The organism is Mesorhizobium sp. L103C105A0 (assembly GCF_000502215.1).
Lineage (GTDB): Bacteria > Pseudomonadota > Alphaproteobacteria > Rhizobiales > Rhizobiaceae > Mesorhizobium.
Window position 1 is genome coordinate 192,560 of the sequence record NZ_AYXF01000001.1, and the last position, 18,862, is coordinate 211,421.

General features: G+C 60.2%; 12 protein-coding genes. 8 read left to right on the plus strand and 4 right to left on the minus strand.

Features of this window, described 5'->3' with window-relative positions; genetic code table 11:
* The first annotated feature begins 601 nt into the window (after positions 1 to 601).
* Positions 602 to 916 (plus strand): hypothetical protein, encoded by a 315-nt coding sequence (locus X727_RS163415; protein WP_023715474.1) that lies wholly within the window; start codon positions 602 to 604, stop codon positions 914 to 916.
* A gap of 28 nt (positions 917 to 944) precedes the next feature.
* On the opposite strand, the gene X727_RS1000000168755 is transcribed toward X727_RS163415, so the two are convergent.
* Complete coding sequence (locus X727_RS1000000168755) at positions 945 to 1,178, minus strand: hypothetical protein (RefSeq protein WP_023715473.1); 234 nt, start codon at positions 1,176 to 1,178, stop codon at positions 945 to 947.
* Here X727_RS1000000168755 and X727_RS1000000169505 point away from each other — a divergent pair.
* The 5 genes from X727_RS1000000169505 (at position 1,077) to X727_RS163395 (ending at position 10,283) form a co-directional block, all read left to right on the plus strand.
* Positions 1,077 to 3,335 (plus strand): DUF4347 domain-containing protein, encoded by a 2,259-nt coding sequence (locus X727_RS1000000169505; protein WP_280805911.1) that lies wholly within the window; start codon positions 1,077 to 1,079, stop codon positions 3,333 to 3,335. The genes X727_RS1000000168755 and X727_RS1000000169505 overlap by 102 nt on opposite strands.
* Before the next feature lie 934 nt (positions 3,336 to 4,269).
* Complete coding sequence (locus X727_RS1000000168770) at positions 4,270 to 4,449, plus strand: hypothetical protein (protein ID WP_023715472.1); 180 nt, start codon at positions 4,270 to 4,272, stop codon at positions 4,447 to 4,449.
* A 7-nt stretch (positions 4,450 to 4,456) separates the two neighbouring features.
* Entirely contained in the window at positions 4,457 to 7,075 is a 2,619-nt protein-coding gene (locus tag X727_RS163405) for a peptidase domain-containing ABC transporter (RefSeq protein WP_245274096.1), read from the plus strand.
* Positions 7,076 to 7,114: 39 nt separating this feature from the next.
* Positions 7,115 to 8,521: an HlyD family type I secretion periplasmic adaptor subunit gene (locus X727_RS163400; RefSeq protein WP_023697333.1), complete on the plus strand. Its 1,407-nt coding sequence runs from the start codon at positions 7,115 to 7,117 to the stop codon at positions 8,519 to 8,521.
* A 76-nt stretch (positions 8,522 to 8,597) separates the two neighbouring features.
* Positions 8,598 to 10,283 carry an SEL1-like repeat protein gene (locus X727_RS163395; RefSeq protein WP_245274097.1) on the plus strand — a complete coding sequence of 562 codons (1,686 nt, stop codon included), beginning with the start codon at positions 8,598 to 8,600 and terminating at the stop codon, positions 10,281 to 10,283.
* A gap of 280 nt (positions 10,284 to 10,563) precedes the next feature.
* Here the strand turns inward: X727_RS163395 and X727_RS163390 are convergent, their stop codons facing one another.
* Positions 10,564 to 10,998, minus strand: coding sequence for a hypothetical protein (locus tag X727_RS163390; RefSeq protein ID WP_245274098.1), 435 nt, complete (start codon positions 10,996 to 10,998; stop codon positions 10,564 to 10,566).
* A gap of 945 nt (positions 10,999 to 11,943) precedes the next feature.
* Between X727_RS163390 and X727_RS163385 the strand changes: the two genes are divergently transcribed.
* Positions 11,944 to 12,846, plus strand: a complete 903-nt coding sequence (locus tag X727_RS163385) for a glycosyltransferase (protein ID WP_245274099.1) — start codon at positions 11,944 to 11,946, stop codon at positions 12,844 to 12,846.
* 294 nt (positions 12,847 to 13,140) lie between these two features.
* On the opposite strand, the gene X727_RS163380 is transcribed toward X727_RS163385, so the two are convergent.
* Positions 13,141 to 14,583 (minus strand): hypothetical protein, encoded by a 1,443-nt coding sequence (locus X727_RS163380; protein WP_023833438.1) that lies wholly within the window; start codon positions 14,581 to 14,583, stop codon positions 13,141 to 13,143.
* Between the two features lie 1,483 nt (positions 14,584 to 16,066).
* Between X727_RS163380 and X727_RS163375 the strand changes: the two genes are divergently transcribed.
* Complete coding sequence (locus X727_RS163375) at positions 16,067 to 16,738, plus strand: response regulator transcription factor (protein ID WP_031199989.1); 672 nt, start codon at positions 16,067 to 16,069, stop codon at positions 16,736 to 16,738.
* 493 nt (positions 16,739 to 17,231) lie between these two features.
* Here X727_RS163375 and X727_RS163370 read toward each other — a convergent pair whose 3' ends face one another.
* Positions 17,232 to 18,662: a DUF4214 domain-containing protein gene (locus tag X727_RS163370; RefSeq protein ID WP_023715466.1), complete on the minus strand. Its 1,431-nt coding sequence runs from the start codon at positions 18,660 to 18,662 to the stop codon at positions 17,232 to 17,234.
* Positions 18,663 to 18,862 lie beyond the last annotated feature (200 nt).

Below are 18,862 nucleotides of genomic sequence, written 5' to 3' on the forward strand. Positions count from 1 at the left end.
AGGCCTGTCGGTTCGCGCTGTCTGCGAAGCCAGGAGAGTATCTGGAGCAAGTGCCACTTCGTGCGTGAGGGCGCAGAAAGTGTTTGGCGCAAGGAAGACGTGATCCAACGTTTTCCCAACCTGATGTTCCCTCGCAAGTAGTCGATTTCCCTCGCAAGTTGACACGCGTGTTGGGAGTTGGCTGTGGTCGGTGTGATACCAAGTGCGAAACGATGCGTCCGCAACGTAGGTTTCTGCTTCGATCAATCCCCCAATTATCTGCACCTGGCCGCCAGCAAAGATTGCCTGGCGATTGATGAGTATTGCTCGGTGCCCTGTGGACCGCCGTCCAGTTGCGAACTCCACACTCATCTCATTGAAGACAAGCGGGGCGCCGTTCGATCGGCCGGCACGGAGAGGCCTTCAAGTCTTGAGCGCCCGGCTCGTCGCTCTGCGCAGCGCCCGCCGGTTTACGGAACTGCTGGCTGCTCAATGCACGCGGCTCGAGCGCCGGTAGAAGCTGCGACCGGCCTCAGCGGGCGCGGGCGCCCGGCAGCGATAGAAACCTAGGCACGAAACAAGACAAACGGCGGCGCAGCCGCTGCCGACCGAGGAGGAAATCATGAGCTATATAACGGGGTTTGCGGTCATGGAAGTTGCCGTGAGAGGCGTCTTGCCCATCGGCGACACGACCGAGAATGTGCCATATTTTATCCTGGACACGACCAAGAGCGCCGTCGTCGGTCAGGTCATTCTTCCCAAGGCCGTCAAGCGAAGCCTCGCCGTCGCTGTCACCGTCAAGGTTCCGGCCGCAGCCGGTTCGTTGGCGATTGGCACGTTTGACGATGGCGGGAATTTCCAGGCCTGCAGCTTCCTCCGCGTAGAGAGCCCCGCTGTCGAACATCCCGACGGCGCCGTCGGGCCGTCCGGAAGGTGAGGCCTCTCAAGCCGCTTATCCCGAGCGCTCACCGGCCAGGCCGGTGGGCGGTTTCCGTTTGAACCGAATTCGAAGCCAACAGGAGCCAGTCATGGCCCGTGCCACTGAAATTCTTTTTGTCGATCCTTCGGTCTCCGACCTTCAGACAGTTTTCGGCAACGTGCGCCCCGAGGTTCAAGCGATTGTGCTCGACGGCCGCTGGCCGGCGGCGCAGCAGATCGCTGCGGCGCTCGCAGGGCACGAAGGGCTCGACGCGATCCATATTATGGCGCATGGCGCACCTGGCCGGGTTAGCTTCACAGCCGGAGAGTGGTCGGCCGCCACACTGAAGGAAGATGCTGAGGATCTTGCCGCAATCGGCAGGGCGCTTGCCGCGGAGGGCGAACTGCGACTGTGGAGCTGCGAGACAGCTTTTGGGAATGCTGGCGAGACCTTCGTTGCGGCGCTGGAACAGGCCGTCGGCGCGGACGTTCGCGCATCGAGGTCGCTGGTTGGCGCAGCGGCCCTGGGTGGCGCCTGGGAACTGTCCGCTGGCGGGAGCGCGACGACGCCCCGGCCACCACTGACCTCAGATGGCGTGGCAAGTTACACCGGAGTACTTGTAGCAGGCGATCTGACACTCACTGGCATCATTGATGGTGGTAGCGGCAATAATATTAACACGTTCTATCTGGTGGATACTAACAACACTTTTGCAGATCCAGACGGTGGTGGGCCGTTAACACAATATTCAGATGATAAAGCTGTTGGAAGCTTTCAACTGCCTTCCGCAGCTAATGGTTTTGTTTTCACCTTTGCTATAACTATAACGGTTCCAGACACTACGCACACTTATCTGGTATACGACAGCGGATTCAAGCTATACGGAACACTCACGCCTTCTGGTGGCGGTTATACTTTTGCGACAGTGGCAAGTAACAATGGCGATAATGGCGATACCTTCAATGGGGGCAGTCTCGTCATCACGAATCAAATAGGCCCGACGGGTCCCGCCGGAGCGACCGGCGCAACAGGTGCAACTGGAGCCACCGGCGCGGGCGCGACGGGTGCCACAGGTGCGACTGGCGCCACGGGTGCTTCAGGTGTGACCGGTGCAACTGGTGCGACTGGCGCGACAGGTGCTTCGGGTGGGACCGGTGCAACTGGCGCGACTGGCGCCACGGGTGCTTCAGGTGTGACCGGTGCGACCGGAGCGACAGGTGCTTCGGGTGGGACCGGTGCAACGGGCGCCACTGGCGCAACTGGTGACACAGGCGCGACCGGCGCCACGGGCGCTTCAGGTGGGACTGGCGCGACGGGTGCTTCTGGTTCGACCGGTGCAACCGGCGCCACAGGTTCGACCGGCGATACCGGAGCGACTGGCTCTACTGGTTCAACCGGAGCCACAGGTGCGACCGGCGATACGGGCGCGACAGGCTCAACCGGAGCAACCGGTGATACCGGAGCTACAGGTGCAACTGGCGATACGGGAGCGACCGGCGCCACCGGCTCGACCGGAGCAACCGGCTCTACTGGTGCGACTGGCTCGACTGGAGCAACAGGGTCGACCGGAGCAACCGGCGATACCGGAGCGACAGGTGCGACCGGCTCTACCGGTGCAACCGGCTCGACCGGAGCAACAGGTGATACCGGGGGGACCGGAGCAACTGGTGAAACGGGCTCTACTGGCGCGACTGGTTCAACTGGAGCCACAGGTGGGACCGGTGCAACGGGCTCGACTGGCTCGACTGGTGCAACCGGAGCCACAGGTGCGACCGGCGATACGGGCGCGACAGGTTCGACCGGCGCCACCGGCTCTACTGGTGCGACTGGCTCGACCGGGGCAACCGGTGATACCGGCGCGACCGGTGCAACGGGCTCGACTGGCTCGACTGGTGCTACCGGAGCGACAGGCTCGACCGGCGCCACCGGCTCTACTGGNGCAACCGGCTCTACTGGAGCGACTGGCTCTACTGGAGCGACTGGCTCGACTGGTGCAACCGGAGCCACCGGGGCGACTGGCTCGACCGGAGCAACCGGTGATACCGGCGCGACCGGTGCAACGGGCTCTACTGGTGCGACTGGTGCTACCGGAGCCACAGGTGCGACCGGCGATACGGGAGCGACAGGTTCGACCGGCGCCACCGGCTCTACTGGTGCGACAGGCTCGACCGGAGCAACAGGTGCTACCGGGGGGACCGGAGCAACGGGCTCGACAGGTTCGACTGGTGCTACCGGAGCCACAGGTGCGACCGGCTCTACTGGAGCGACTGGCTCTACTGGAGCGACTGGCTCGACTGGTGCAACCGGAGCCACCGGGACGACTGGCTCGACCGGAGCAACCGGTGATACCGGCGCGACCGGTGCAACGGGCTCTACTGGTGCGACTGGTGCTNACCGGCTCTACTGGTGCGACAGGCTCGACCGGAGCAACCGGTGATACCGGCGCGACTGGTGCAACCGGCGATACCGGAGCGACTGGCTCGACCGGAGCGACGGGCTCAACCGGAGCAACCGGTGATACTGGAGCGACGGGTGCCACCGGCGCGACTGGTTCAACTGGTGCAACCGGAGCCACAGGTGCCACCGGCGCTACCGGTGCGACTGGTTCGACCGGTGATACCGGAGCGACCGGAGCNACCGGAGCCACAGGTGCCACCGGCGCTACCGGTGCGACTGGTTCGACCGGTGATACCGGAGCGACCGGAGCAACAGGTGATACCGGGGCGACTGGCTCCACTGGAGCGACGGGCTCGACTGGAGCAACAGGCTCCACCGGAGCCACCGGGGCAACTGGCGACACGGGAGCGACAGGTTCGACTGGTGCAACCGGTTCCACCGGGGCGACAGGCTCGACCGGAGCAACCGGTGATACCGGCGCGACCGGTGCAACGGGCTCGACTGGCTCGACTGGTGCTACCGGAGCCACAGGTGATACCGGGGCGACAGGCTCGACTGGTGCAACGGGCTCTACCGGCGCGACTGGTGCGACCGGCGCCACTGGTGCAACGGGCTCCACGGGAGCAACCGGTTCGACCGGAGCTACTGGCTCGACTGGTGCAACAGGCTCTACTGGCTCGACCGGAGCGACTGGCTCAGCCGGATCGACGGGAGCGACCGGAGCGACCGGCCCGGGCGGTGACACAGGTGACCACCACCATGGCAACAACGGCTTTGGCAACGGAGATCAGGATGCACCTGGCAATTCCGGGAACCATAACAATGCCGAAAACGGCCCTGGTCACAAAGCCAACGTCACGACCAATACGCTGGGCCTAAAGGACTCGACGCAGTTCCTGCGATCCGGCTCGACCGACAGTGGTGCCGTCAGCCATGCGTCGTTCCGGCAGCTTGTTGGTCTGGCGGCCAGTTCGGTGACGACCGACCTCCTGAATGTCCTCAACACGATCAGTGGATTTGGTCAGAACCAGAACAAGCCGTTAGGTGCGAGCACCGACCTGATCTCGGACAAGACCAAGCAGGGCGCCGGCTACGCCAACACTGACGACACAGTGAAGAAGGCTCTGAAGGATATTCTGAAGCCGCATGAGTGAGCAGTGAGTGAACCTGGACAGGAAATGGTCCAGATTAAACCAGGCGCGCGGGCTTCGCTGGAAAGCGGACCCGCGCGCTGATCATTCCAGGTTATTGGGTTCCCGACCATGGTCAGCCACCATGACCACACAGGACGAAACGTACGCGCGGACTTCGCGGGAGAGCGGAATTCGCGCGTTCATCATTTTCAAACAGGGATTGGCATCAGAGTCGCGTGGCCGGTCGGTTCGAAGTATAATGCGGCGTTGCCGGAAACCTCGGCAGAAATACCTCGGCTTGGGCATTTTCGAACCCTCGCCCTGCGTACCGGATGAGAAGTCCATGGTAAACGTGCCCGTAAACGCCGAAAACCAGCCGGCCTCGATCCGTGCCGACGCCGAAGGCGACGTCGCAGCGCGCCAAGCGGGCGGCCACAACGCGGCGGCGCGGACCCCCGGCGGTCCCGCCGAGCGCGACCAGATCGGGCCACGCATCAAGGCAGTACTGCAGGCCGCGCGTTATCATGGCGTCGAACTCGACCCCAACGAATTCAGGACAGCGAGCGCGGTTCCGACCGCTACCGATCTCTCCGAATGGGCGCAGACCGCCGGCATGTGGGCGCGTGCCCTGCGTATCCGCTGGTCGCATCTTTTGCGCTTCCAGGATACCGGACCGGTCGTGCTGTTGTTCAGCGATGGCGGCGCGGCCCTCCTGACCGGAGCGAGTGCGGAGCGCAATGTCGTCTTCCTCAAAAGTGCCGACGCGCCGGACGACGGTGAGGCCACCCCCATCGACGAGCTTCGGCTGTCGCGGGTGTGGACGGGCGAGGCGGTGCTGCTGCGCGCGACACGGTCGCACGTGGCGGCGGATGCGCCTTTCACCCTTCACTGGCTCACCCAACTGGTGCGGCTAGAAAGCCAGCCCCTGCGCGACATAGCCATTGCCTCGTTCACGCTGAGCATTCTGACCATCCTGCCGCCACTCATCGTAATGGCGCTGGTCAACAAGGTGCTGCAGTTCAACAGCATCTCGACGTTGCTGCTCTTGTCTGCGGTGATTGCCGTGGTCTTCGCCTATGAGACACTTCTTGGCCATGCGCGGCGACTGATCATCAACGTCGTCGGCGCCCGTCTGGACACCAAGCTGCAGTTGCACGTCTTTAGCCGGCTCTTGCGCCTGCCGCTCGACTATTTCGAGCGTCATCCGGCCGGCGAGACGATGTATCATCTGGCCCAAGTCTATCGTATTAGAGAGTTCCTGACCGGAAAACTTCTCAGCACGTTCCTGGATCTGATCACATTGTGCGTGCTGATACCGGTCATGTTCTACATCAACGCCACGCTCGCCTGGGTGGTAATGGCGTGCGCGGCCGTGATCATGCTGATCATCCTTGCCTTTCTCAGACCGCTGCGCCGCAGATATCAGCGAGTGGTCGAAGCCGAGACCTGGAAGTCGGCAGCGCTTGGCGAGACTGTCGTCGGCATCAAGACAGTGAAGGCGCTCGGCCTCGAGCCGCAGCGCAAGGCGCTCTGGGATGAGCGCGTAGCGGAAGCCGGAAAGGCTCGCCTCGCCTTCGGGCAGCTTGCAAGCTGGCCGCAGACGCTAGTCACGCCGATCGAACGCGTCATGGTGCTCGGCACCATGCTGATCGGCGCCTATCTCGCATTGAACGACCGCTCGGGCTATATGGTTGGCAGCCTGTTTGCCTTCATGATGATCTCCCAGCGCGTAGCGCAGCCGCTGGTCGGCCTGGCCCGACTGGTTGAAGACTACGAGGAGGTCGGTGCAGCTATTGGCGAGGCGGCCTCGGTTCTCAACCGGCCGCTGGAGAGCAGTTCGAATTCCACCGGCCTGAGACCCAGGTTTGTGGGCGAGGTCACTTTCAGCGACCTGACATTCAGCTACATCGCTACAAAGACACCGGCGCTTGACCGGGTCAGCTTCCACATTCCCGCCGGCAGCATGTTTGGCATTGTTGGGCGTAGCGGTTCGGGAAAATCAACGATCGCGCGCCTCCTACAGGGAATCAACCGCGACTACAGTGGCTTCCTCAAACTTGATGGCGTCGACCTCAAGGAGATCAACCTACGCCATCTTCGTCAAGGGCTCGGCGTGGTCCTGCAGGACAATTTTCTCTTTCGCGGGTCGATCCGCGATAACATCATCGCCGGGCGTCCAGGCTTGACGCTTTCCGATGCCATGCGCGCCGCGCACCTCGCCGGCGCCCAGGAATTCATCGAGCGCATGCCCAATGGCTTTGACACCTATATCGAGGAAGGTTCGCCCAATTTGTCAGGCGGTCAAAAGCAGCGGCTGGCGATCGCACGCGCCCTCATCCACGACCCGACCATTCTCATCCTCGACGAAGCGACCAGCGCGCTCGACCCGGAGAGCGAGGCAGTGGTAAGCGCCAATCTTATGCGCATCGCCAGCGGCCGCACGATGATCATCGTTTCGCACCGGCTGTCCTCGCTAACAGAATGCGACAACATCCTGGTTATGGATCAAGGTAAGGTCCTTGACGTCGCGCCGCACTCGACACTGCTCGAGCGCTGCGCGCTGTATCGTCAGCTGTGGTCGCAGCAAAACCGGCACCTCGACGGCCGTCATGGCCGCCCGGTCGCCATCCCACCGCGGTTGGTTTGACGATGCCACGACTCAGATGCGCTTCAGGTCCGGTAACCCATGAGTAGCACCTCTCTCATCACCCTCCCCTCTCGGCGGCATCGGATGGAAACGAGGGATCTGACGACGCCAGCCATACTCGAATTCCAGTGGCCGTCGACGGCTGTCGCCAATGCTCCTATTCCGCAGGCGGCGCGGCGCATCGTCTGGATCATCGCGAGCCTGGTCATCGCGCTGATCGCCGTGGCCGGACTGATACCGGTCGATCAGGTTGTAACGGCCAGAGGACTCGTGGTGTCAAAATCGCCCAATATGGTCGTGCAGCCGCTGGAGACGGCGATCGTGCGCTCGATCGACGTTCGTGAGGGACAGCACGTGCAGGCCGGTCAGGTGCTGGCTCGCCTCGATGCGACTTTTGCTTCTGCCGATCTGGCGGCGCTCGGGATGCAGGTTTCGACACTTGAAGCTGAAGTCGCGCGGTTGAAAGCCGAAGCGGACGGCCAGACCTTCAACTATGACGGTCTCGACCCAAGCTGGACCTTGCAGGCATCGATTTTTGAGCGCCGCAAAGCGGTCTATGACGCCAAGGTCGAGAATTTCGACCGGCAGCGCGACGAACTCAGTTCCGTAATCTCGCGGTCGCTATCGGATGCAGATGGCTACCGCCAGCGGCTCGCGGTCGCGGGCTCGATCGAAGAGATGCGCAAGCAGCTCGAAGCAAGGCAGGTGGGCAGCCGCCTCAACACGCTGCTCGCCGAAGATAATCGCGCGGAAATGTCCCGGGCGCTCGGCAATGCCGAGCAGACCGCGCAAGCCGCAAAGCTCCAGCAGGCGGCGGTGGCCGCCGAGCGCGACGGCTATATTCAGGGCTGGCGAGCGGATGTTTCACAGAGCCTGTCCGAAGCCAGTTCGCGCATGTCGGACGCCCGTGAACTTCACAACAAGGCAAAGCTGCGTAAGCAATTGGTCGAGCTGAAGAGCGAAGCAGACGCGATCGTTCAATCCGTGGCCAAGGTCTCGGTCGGTTCGGTCCTGCAGTCCGGCGAGCGCTTGATTACGCTGGTGCCGGCCAACGCGCAGCTTGAAATCGAGACAAACATCGTCGGCCGCAGCAGCGGCTTTGTGCATATCGGCGACCCGGTGGTCATCAAGTTCGATACCTTCCCCTATTCGCAATACGGCCTTGCTCATGGCACCGTGCGGACGCTCAGCCCTGATTCCTTCTCTGCGCAGGATCAGGCGCGTGATCCGAACAGCTCACTGGCCATGCTGCCTTCGGACGCCGAACCGTTCTATCGCACGCGGATTTCCATCGACCAAGTCGCCCTCCACGGCGTGCCTACCGGTTTCACCGTGAGCCCTGGCATGCCGGTGACCGCCGACGTTAAGGTCGGCCGCCGCACAGTGCTCAAATATATTCTCGGTGTGATGCTCCCGATCGGCCAGGAAGCCATGCGGGAGCCATAGCGCAGGGTGTTTTCGGAGGCTCGGATCGATGACAATCCTGGATCGGCTGACTGTCTTGGCCTCCCCGGCGGCAGCGTTGCGCCGAGCGATCCAGCTCTCTGACAGCGGCAAGCCCGCAGAAGCCTTTCCGCTGATGGCGACCGCGGCGCGCGCGGGGATCGTCGAGGCCGAGTACCGGGTCGCGCGTTGCTATCTCGAAGGCTCGGGTGTGCCGCCAAGCCGTATGGAAGGGGCGCGATGGCTGCTGCGGGCAGCCAACCACGGGAGCGCCGATGCGCAAGCGCTGCTCGCTGCTCTCTACCTGACCGGGCTGGTGGCTAAGGAAGGCGACGGCAAGGGCTCCGAATCCGACCAATTGTTCATGGCGGATTCCTCGGGCAAACCGGACTTCACAGCGGCGTTCGATTTTGCCACCAAGGCGGCTGAGGCGGGCTCGGCCACCGGACAGGCGATCCTCGGCTATATACTTACCAGCGGTCCCAAAGCAATGCGCAATGCAGATGCGGCGCACCGATGGTACGAGAAGTCGGCTTCTGCCGGCTGCGCCGAGGGGTGTCTCGGCTTTGCCCTGTCGCTCGCCCGTAGTGGCAAACGTGAAAACAGGGTCAGGATTGCAAACGAGGTAAGACGCGCCGCCGACGCCGGTCTGCCGACCGCAATCTACCTTCTCGCGGTCCTTACCGAGCACGGGCTCGGCGTCGTGCGCGACATCAACGCAGCCGTTCAACTCTATCAGGCTGCTGCAGAAAAAGGCCTTCCCTCCGCTCAGTTCCGGTTGGGACTGGCACTGATTGATGGTGCATTTGTCGACCAGGACATATCTGCTGGAGAGGCGTGGATGCGGCGCGCTGCATTGGCGGGCAATATTGAGGCTGCCTATCTCCTTGGCGATCGCTATGTAAAGACGCAGCGGCCGGATTTTGCAGAATCCGCAAACTGGTATCGGCGGGCGGCCGAAGCGGGCCATCAGGCCGCCGCCCGCGCTTTGGCCTCGCTTTATTTGACGGGCAACGGCGTGGCTCAGGATCTCGAAGAAGGGGCACGCTGGCTACGCGCCGCTGCACTTGGCGGCAATCAGGAAGCACAGGTCGATCTCGCCAATCTTGTTCTCGAAGGAGCCGGCGAGCCGGATGATCGTGCAAGCGTTGCCGGATGGTTCGAAGCGGCCGCTTCATCGGGGGACCTGATCGCCGCGTTCAATCTTGGGCTCTGCTTCGCCAATGGCGTTGGCGTCCGCCAGGACGAGGGCCAAGCGGCGCAATGGCTAAGGCGCGCGGCTGAAGGTGTCGCCGAGGCGCAATATATGTACGCCCGTCTCCTGCAAGATGGACGCGGCGTGGTGACCGACCTATCGCAGGCCCGCCTCTGGTTTGCTCGGGCGGCCAATGCCGGCCTGCTCGACGCCCAGGTGGCGCTTGCCGAGATGCTGCTCAATGGCCGCGGTGGCGCGCGTGAGCCAAAGGTAGCTATGCAGCTGTTCGAGCGGGCCGCGCTCGACGGTCACGCTGGAGCGATGTTTGCACTTGGCGCCATGTATGGAACTGGCCAGGGCGTGCGGGTCAGCCAAACGGCGGCGCAGAAATGGTACTCCGCCGCTGCTGGACGTGGGCACGGCCAAGCCCAACTCATGCTCGGGCGTTATTTCTCAAGGGGTATCGCTGGGGAGCGCGACCCGGCAGCCGGTCGCCTATGGCTTGAGCGCGCAGCAGCACTCGGTATTAGTGAAGCGGCCGACGAACTTGCCGAACTCGCCCCGGGTTGAGACCCGCATAGTGCGAGCGCGCCAAACGCATGTCAGCCACGAATGAGAATCCAGCGGATTCTAGGTTTGGTGCGGAAGCCAATTGCCCCCCTGGCGGTCATATATCCGTGCTCCGTTTTCCTTCATCTGGTTGCCGATCAACTGGGTCGTGCCGTCGAGTTCTGGTCCGCAATGCGCGCCTGGGTGACCGTGCTGACGGCGCCAAGCTCGGCAAAGGCGAGTCGCTTCCCCATACCATCTCTGCTCGATTTGCTGAACGGCGGCCCTTTAAGCGGCCATTTCATTCAAGGAATCCCGCCTGACGAAGCTTCGTAAGCAAAAGCGCGATGGCGCCCGTGTAGCTAACGCGGGCTTGCTCAGCCATCGGCAGAGAACACCACACGGTTAGTTCGACAATTTTGTTCTCGTCGCCGTCTATCGGAGCGGAGCTAAGTTGCCCTTGCTTGTCCATAATGATTGCGACGGTGCCATTTGCACCATACCCAATTGCCGCCAACCTCTGGATTCGCATGTCGCCATCGACGCGAACATCGAACAGGATGGAACCGTCCGTTTTCTCGGCGACATCACTCACTCGATCGAAAAACGGACGGGTCATCCCGCCAGCGTTGGCAAGAGATTGCTCCAGTAAGACTAGTTCAACGTACTCCGCCTTCATACGGCAAGAGTGCTCGGCCTGCCTCGCGGGACCAATGACCGTTGAAGGCTTATCCACACCAAACACCCATCCATCTAAGTTGTTTTTGAATGATGGAAGGAGCCGGGGGCGGCAGAGCGCTCTATCGCCGACTTACAGATCGTGCCTTATCGCGCTGAGGCCGGCAGCCTGGCGCAGTCTGCATCGGAGCTGAATGGACGCGGGCTCGGATCGAGGATGTCGAAGAAGGCCGACAGCCTCCGTGTTCGACCACGATGAAGGTCTCGATTTTGGGGCCGTCCGCGCCGCTGCCTTTCAGTGTATGCTTATCTGGCTGGGCTTACGACTTTCGCGATGCTGAAGGCAGGGAAAGGAGTGCACCTCATCCCTGCCCTCATCCCTGGCGCCGAGTGGCCGTATCGGCGCGCGCGAGCACATCTGAGACGGTACCACCCACATGGGCCAGCACGGCAACAGATGTGATAGCGCGCCGCCAGCGATGACGCACAGTCAGCCTGATGCCTGCGGATGATCGCGAGCGCAAGAACGCTCGGAGTCTGCTGGGCTGAATTCCCGCTGCGGCAACTATTATCAATAAGGTTAGACCCAACTTGCTCCTTTAAAGGAGCCTCTTGTCCTCTGGTTCCGTTGACAAAAAGCCACTACCCGATACCTTTTCACGACCATACTGAAACTTACGACAATTTTTTCCGTGGCATTGGATGAATGCCGTCAATGGGTTCGATACCCCTATCTGGAGAACGGTCGTTGGATATTGAAAAGCGGCAAGGTCCACGGAGGGCGGCGGGAAGAGTTGGATCGACTTGTTCCGAACCCTTCGGGGCTCTCGCCGTTGGTCGTCCACTCTTTGAAAACTCGTTATCGATATTGAACCGGACTGGTGCTTGGCATATCGCAAAGGACCTTTGCCAGGAGTTCGTACCACAGCACGCACGGGTTCGATATTGGAGACTTGGCGCGGTGGCTCCCGGAGGGCTGGCGCGCAAGATCGCGGCAAGGCTGATGATGCTGGAAATCAATTGGCTTAAGGATAGCCGATATTGCTTGATCGGCAGCAAAGCCGCTGATGGCTACAGCCGGGTTTTTCTCGATCCGCTCTTTGTGCTGAGGTCAGAGCTGGCTGAAAAAGATGTCGTGCTCTGCCATGACGTCGGCCCTTTGAGCCACAGCTTCCTCTATGACCCTGGAACCGTTGAGAATTACCGTGTCGCATATGAAAAAATCCGCAGACACAGGCCCGGGATTGTTTTCGTCAGCGATTGGTCGAAGGATAATTTCGTCTCCATCTATGGGTCAAATTTCCGATTCCTGATCACCATTCCGCTGTACGTGCGTACGGGCCTGTTTGATGGATCCCTGGAATCCCTTCCTGCTGTCAAAGGGCCATTCTTCTTGACTGTCGGCGCCTTTGAAACACGCAAGAACCAGATCACGGCGCTTGAGGCATATCGAAACGGCGGGTTCTACAAGCAAGGTATCAAATACGTGCTTTGCGGCTCGCGAGGCGACGGCCGCGAGAAGATCATCGATCTTGCGAAATCGATACCAGGGACGGTGCTGCCGGGATATGTGCCGGACAGCCAGTTGCGATGGCTCTACGCGAACGCTGAGGCATTCGTTCTGCCGAGCCTTCTGGAAGGGTTTGGAATGCCCGCCTTGGAGGCGGCCCATATGGGCCTCTTACCGATCGTCTCCGAGAGAAGTGCATTGGTGGAAGCGGTGGAAGGAGTCTGCGTGCAAGTTCCTCCACACGACACGACTGCAATCGGACAGGCGATGCGGCAAGCGCTTTCACGCAGTTCGAGCGAAAAGGCACAGGCCAGCCGCGAACTGCGGGACGTTGCCTCGCGCGCTTCTAAACAGCGCTTCCTGCAGGGCTGGCGAAGCCTGCTGCTGAGCGGATAAAGCAGGCCGGACGTTTCGTTGAAGCGTGGGCGTACCTCGCCTCTGGAGTAGCTGCCAAAAGGGCAGGCCTCGCGATATCACAATCGCAAATTGCCCGCTGCCAACGCAAGCCTACATTTATCAGCTCGTCCTAGAGCCAAAGACACATGGCACTGCATACGGCTGCTGAGATCGCGCAAATATCACAAGGAGTCGGCGAAGCAGTGAATGGCTACGAAAGCAGTAGTCCGATTTTCCGGCATCGCTGGCAAAACAACTCGAGTGGCACTGGGCGTCGCGTAGCGTTCCGGTCGCCTAAGCGGCATCGATAGCAGGCATGGGCTGTGCCGCCTGATAGCGATTGTGTCTTTCAAATCCTGCTGCCATGCGTAAGGCGCTGACCCTGGTGGCGGAGACGACGGCGATTGCGATGCAGAAGATGGGGCCTGGGTCAGCGCTGCCGCCCGACACCGAGTTGGCAATTATGGCGGCGAAGGCGGCGTTCCTGATGCTCATTGCGACTGCAGCCGTCTCAGGCGTCACCCATTGTTGTACCCCGCCCAATCCCCTGGTCAGGACACCGAGCAGCATGGCCATCATCAGAGACCCAAAGAAGCCAAGCTGGGACAGAACCGCGATCGGCCAGCTCGATGCCCTGGAACTGCCGAAGCCCACGCCAAGGCCACTGGTGTCAACGAACGACTGCAGGCTCTTGAGGTTCCAATAGGTGCGCTCGTTGCCCGAGGCGGAAGCTGCCTTGTTGATGATGGTGCTGTTGATGAGCCTGACGAAGGGATCCAGCGCGTCGGCCCGGTAGAGGCTCACGCCCATAACAAGGGCCACGCCCAGCACCATCAGGACGGTGATCAATATCTCCTCCCGCTCGACTCGTCCCCTGAGAACTGATGCCAACATTGAGAGGGCGACCGGAATGCACAGCAGAGTGAGGCCAACATAGGCGGTCGAGGACGTCGACAGGATGGTCAGGAAAAGCAGGATGGCCGACAGCCACTGGGCGAGACGGGACCTGGTCATTCTCCAGTATGTATAGGAGAATGCCAAGCAGGCCAGGGAGGCGCCGGCAAACGAAGAGGCCTCGGAAAAAGGTCCTGTGATGCGTGCGAAACCGGCCTCGTAGGCGTCACTTATGATCGCATAGTTGGCGGTTCTGATCGGGGCGAGTACGTCGCCCACGCCGGCATTTTTGCTGACGAAATCAATCAGCCCCATGCCAGCATGCAGGCCGCACCACAAAAAGAACCCACGGCGTAGCTGGTCTATCCTGTCAGAGTGCAGCAACAGGGTGCAAAGCGCGATGGTCGTGAGCCCACCGAGAATGAAATAGCCTGTCTGAGAGGTATTGCCGGAAACCGGAGCCAGCGAAGCTTCCACGACGGTGCCGCGGATTTTCGACTGGACAAAGACAGCCGTCTGCCCGGCGAAGAACCTTGGAAACAGCCACGCTCCAATAACTGCGTAAACCATAGCGCCCGCAAGAACCCAGACCGCGCGGATGCTCCCAAACACCTTTCCTAAGTCGATCCATATATGTCGTCTGGCAGCGACGGCAGCGACGAGCAGAGCCTCGAACATGGTGTAGATGAGCGGAGAAGACCCACCCAAAAAAGTCAGGCTCATAACGGCGGTAGCGCCGAATGCCTGGGAAGCAATCAGCCCAACTATCAGCATTCCTCGGGAATAGTATGCAATGATCAGAATGGCCGCGCACACCAGAAGACCCGGCAGAGAAACCTGCATTGCTGACTGAGCCTCTCTCCCTGTTGGTCATTCTAGCGTTCGAAAGACGCTATCCGATGAGTGCATCATTCGACAGGTGCATAGCTTGGGCAAGAGAGCCAAACGGCGTAGTCCTGCTTTCCGCAGAAGCCGTAGCCCCGAGCAGCGGCAGATCCCACGGCGCAAAGTTATTTTGCCGGTGAGCCTGATAAAATGGCTGCCAGCCTGGTGCCCAAATGTCGTGTTGGTTGCCTGCAGCTGGAGAAGCAAAGCGCGGCATAGGCCGACACGTCCGGGACCCTTCGACCCGCCGGCCGTTCCGATTCCGGCCTACCCCTTCCTGCAAACGGATAATTGGCAAACGCACCCTAAAGAACGCCTCGACGGCGCGAAACGTCACTCTTATACACAGGCCAGCGGGCAGGTTGTGCTTACAATCGTGAAATGACGTGTTAAGTTGGAGATTATTGGGTGCTCTTGGTGACGGGGTGGGTTCTCGAGAGTTCCATGAGGAGGACAAGCGGTATGACCGCCCGTGTTATACATGGCCCATTTGGCCCTAAGCAGATGATGCAACTCAGGGAGATTTACGAACGGGCGCGGGCTGTGACCGCCCAGTATCCCGAATCCCACGTTGCCAACAAAGCCGCCAAGAAGTTGATCGATGCCTTCGAAACCGTGACCTCCAGCGATGCAAGGGGTGGGCGGTGTCTGAGTGAGACGGATCCCCAGGGAAACGCCTGAGGTCCAAGCGTTAAGTCCAGGAGCATCTATCCGCCTGCCAGCCAAGCTGGCAGGCGGATTCTTGTTTGCTGTCCCGGCGCGCCGCTCCCATAAAACGATAGGGGAGCCACTGGGGCGGGCGAGTGGCTCCCCTATCCTGTCTTCGCTATATCCGCAGACAGACCGCGTAAGCCCGGGCAGACGCCGGCAAATCCATGTTCGTCTTGGCAACGTATCTCGTCAACGAAGCCTTTGGGGTAGTTTGCCACCGAGGAGTGTCTGCCCAGCTTCCGCCTATCGGATGAGCATGACAGCACTGCCAATCTCGAACTGTTATTCAATGAAGTGAGCGTGTCGACCAGCCCCTGTTGGCCGCGCATCAGCGAGTTCTATGACGTGAGAAAAAAGTTCACCGAAAATTAACTTAGATTAGCACCCGCTTGTATAGCATAATCTACACAATTCCAGGTGGCATAGGGGGAAATGATGAGCGTCTAAGCTGGAGAGATCCGGCTAAGCCTTCACGGGTAGAACACTTCAAAAAATCCAGGAATTGTGAGGGGGTTATGGCGACCGCCAGAGGGTCGCTTTGTGTATAGGCAAAGTTGGGGTACTAGTATGGTTTCTGCAATCGGACTGCATAGTTTCGATTCGGCAAGTCAACGAGAAGCTGCTTTGAACAGTACGGGAAGGGGTAACGAACAAGCCGACAAAGAGTGCCTACTTATCCTGGACGGAAGGGCCCTGGACCGGGAATGTCTGGCATCAGCCCTTAAAGACCATGATCTCGGTATGGCCATTGCCNCTGGACGGAAGGGCCCTGGACCGGGAATGTCTGGCATCAGCCCTTAAAGACCATGATCTCGGTATGGCCATTGCCGCCATGGGTGCGATCGAAGAATGGCGCATAAAGAAGGAGTCTTACCCTTCTCTGGCTGCCATTCTATTCAACCTTGGCGGGCGTAAATTAGCCGACCGCGGCATTGCAGATGAGATTAGATTAATCTCTTCAGAGTTCAGCTCTGTTCCGGTAATAATTTTGTCTGACACAGATGATCTCGGGCAAATACTAACAGCGCTTGAATGCGGTGCACGTGGGTACATCCCGACTTCAGTTGGTATTGATGTCTGTGTCGAAGCCGTCAATCTGGCAGCGGCTGGCGGCATCTTTGTACCGGCCAGCAGCGTTTTGTCCATGCGCCATCTGATCGATTCAGGCAGCCGCGACACGCGTCCGTTGACGACTATGTTCACGCATCGGCAAGCTGAAGTGGCTCAGGCGCTTCGGCGCGGCAAGGCGAACAAGATCATAGCCTACGAATTGAACCTGCGCGAAAGCACGGTGAAGGTGCACATCCGAAATATCATGAAAAAACTGAAGGCGACGAATAGGACGGAAGTCGCCTATAAGGTCAACGATCTTTTCGGGGAAGGCGCTCTCGCGCAAGAGTGAGTGGTTTCAGGCGGTGCGCCGAGGTCAACCCTCGGCGCACCGATGGTTTTCCTCCCCTTGGCGGTGGGTGGGAACCACCTGGAATCAGTTGTCATGCCCGATGCTGCAAATGATAGTTTTGCCAGGACGAGGCTCTGCTGGGTGCAGGACACTCCAGCCTCAACGAAAATCCTCCATGTCCACTCAAGATTCCGCGATTACCAAAAAGGCTGCCAATGATTGCACCTATGGACGAATATCGTTCCCTCGGGGCTTCGTGCACGCCTGGCCGACCGTCTAAAGAGCGGTACACATCGGTTCCAATAGTAACAATGCGTGTGTCGCGGCCACCGCAACAAGCAATTTCGGGTCCAAGTCCGCGACGTGATGCATCTGTCTGATGATCTCGGCCTGGCATGTCGATCGCGGCAATCGACTTGCCGGCGCTTTTTGTGGCCGGAGGCGGAGCAATGGACTTGCAAATGCCGCCGCCATAACCAGCGTCTTGTCCTGCTTAGTAGGGCGCGGGCACATCCGAGGCGTTGCGCAGGGCAGCATGTCGGGACTTGAATTCGCTCGAGCTGACGATGCCAAGGGCAATGCTATCACGCGTCATTGATCCTGCCCGCAACTGACGGGAATAGGTTTCGATGCCGTAACTGTCTGCGGGGCGATCCAGCAGCATCAGGTAAAGAAAGCCGATATAGGCTCGGTCGGTAAGGCCAATCGTGGCATATTTGGCCTCGAATTCGTCGGAGCGGAACATTTCCATGATCACGGCAGTGAGCGTGGCGTCTCCGTTCTCGAGGGCTGGCGACCACCGATCCAACCCTGCGGCATCGCCATCATGGCCAAGGACGAGGCAATAGGCAAAATTTATCTGATGGACATAGGTGAACCGGCCGGCAAACTTTGCTTCAGGGGCGCAATCTCGGTGTGGCTTGGGCAACGGCTGCGGGCCACGGGTAATGTCGCGAACAGCCATGTAGGCAGGCTTTGGTTCACCGGCTATCCATTTGCCGTTGTTGTTCTTGCTAAGTCGAACCAGCCCCATATTGGCTTCGAAGCTCGGCGCCCAGTAGGTCTCATCCAGCAACTCGTAGATGTGCGCCGCTTCGACTTTGTACGTATCCTGGAGTTCGCGAAGCCGTGTCATTGCCTGTTTGACGCCGTCGGCCTGCTGCCGCTCGCTGTGCTGACTTCCGTAGGGGTTGTTGAATTCGGTGACCCAGATGGGTTTGCCGTAGGCGGAAATCTCGTGGAAAGCCCATTCCGGATCTTCCCCGTACATGTGCCAGACCGAGATGTCCCAGGCGATTCCGTCCTGTTTCATCCGCGCGAAGGCGCCGGTATGGCCCCATCCAGCCGTACCCATTGCCTTTTTGATGCTCGGGTCAACTGCTGTCATGCCGTCGGACAGGCCCTTGAGGGCAGCGCTCACCTTCACCCAACGCGGACCGTAGTAGTCGAGCGCTCCGGTTCCACCTGCAGGCCCCCAGCTGCATGGATATTGTGATCCGTCATCGCGTTTCTCGCAGGGCTTTATGATGGCATAGATTTCCATCTCATTGCCGAGTTCCCAAACGCGGATATCGTTCTTGAACCTGCCCCCAAGGACGACCGCCAATTGCCGGGCCTGACTATAGAGTTCTTCCGGATCGTGCTTGTCCAGGTCTAGTCCCGGCGTGATCACGGGGAGTATTTCGATCCCTCTTTCTTTACCGGCCTTCACGACCCGAGCAAGGGTATCTCCTTGATCTGCGGCGGTGATGTTGACCCGGTATGATTTGAGACCGAGGTTCTTGACGAAATCGAGTTGTTTTTCGATCGGAACATCCGGGTAGGAAATCACCGGATGGCCGTTCACGCCCCAGAGCAAATCGGCGGATGCGGGCGCCGATGCTATCAGCAACAAAGCAGTCGCGGCTGCGAAACGAAACGACATGGCGATCATGCCTCCCTGCACGACGATCAATATTGGGATTGTCGGAACTGCGGGACACGGGAGCAATTGGTCAAAATGGATATGGGAAGCTTCGCGTTACCTCCTTTGGAGGCTACAACCTAGCCATCAAGCGGCATGACCATTGGAGTGCCGCTGCCCCGATTCAGCACCCGGATGAGCGGGGGGTGACTGCCGAGGAT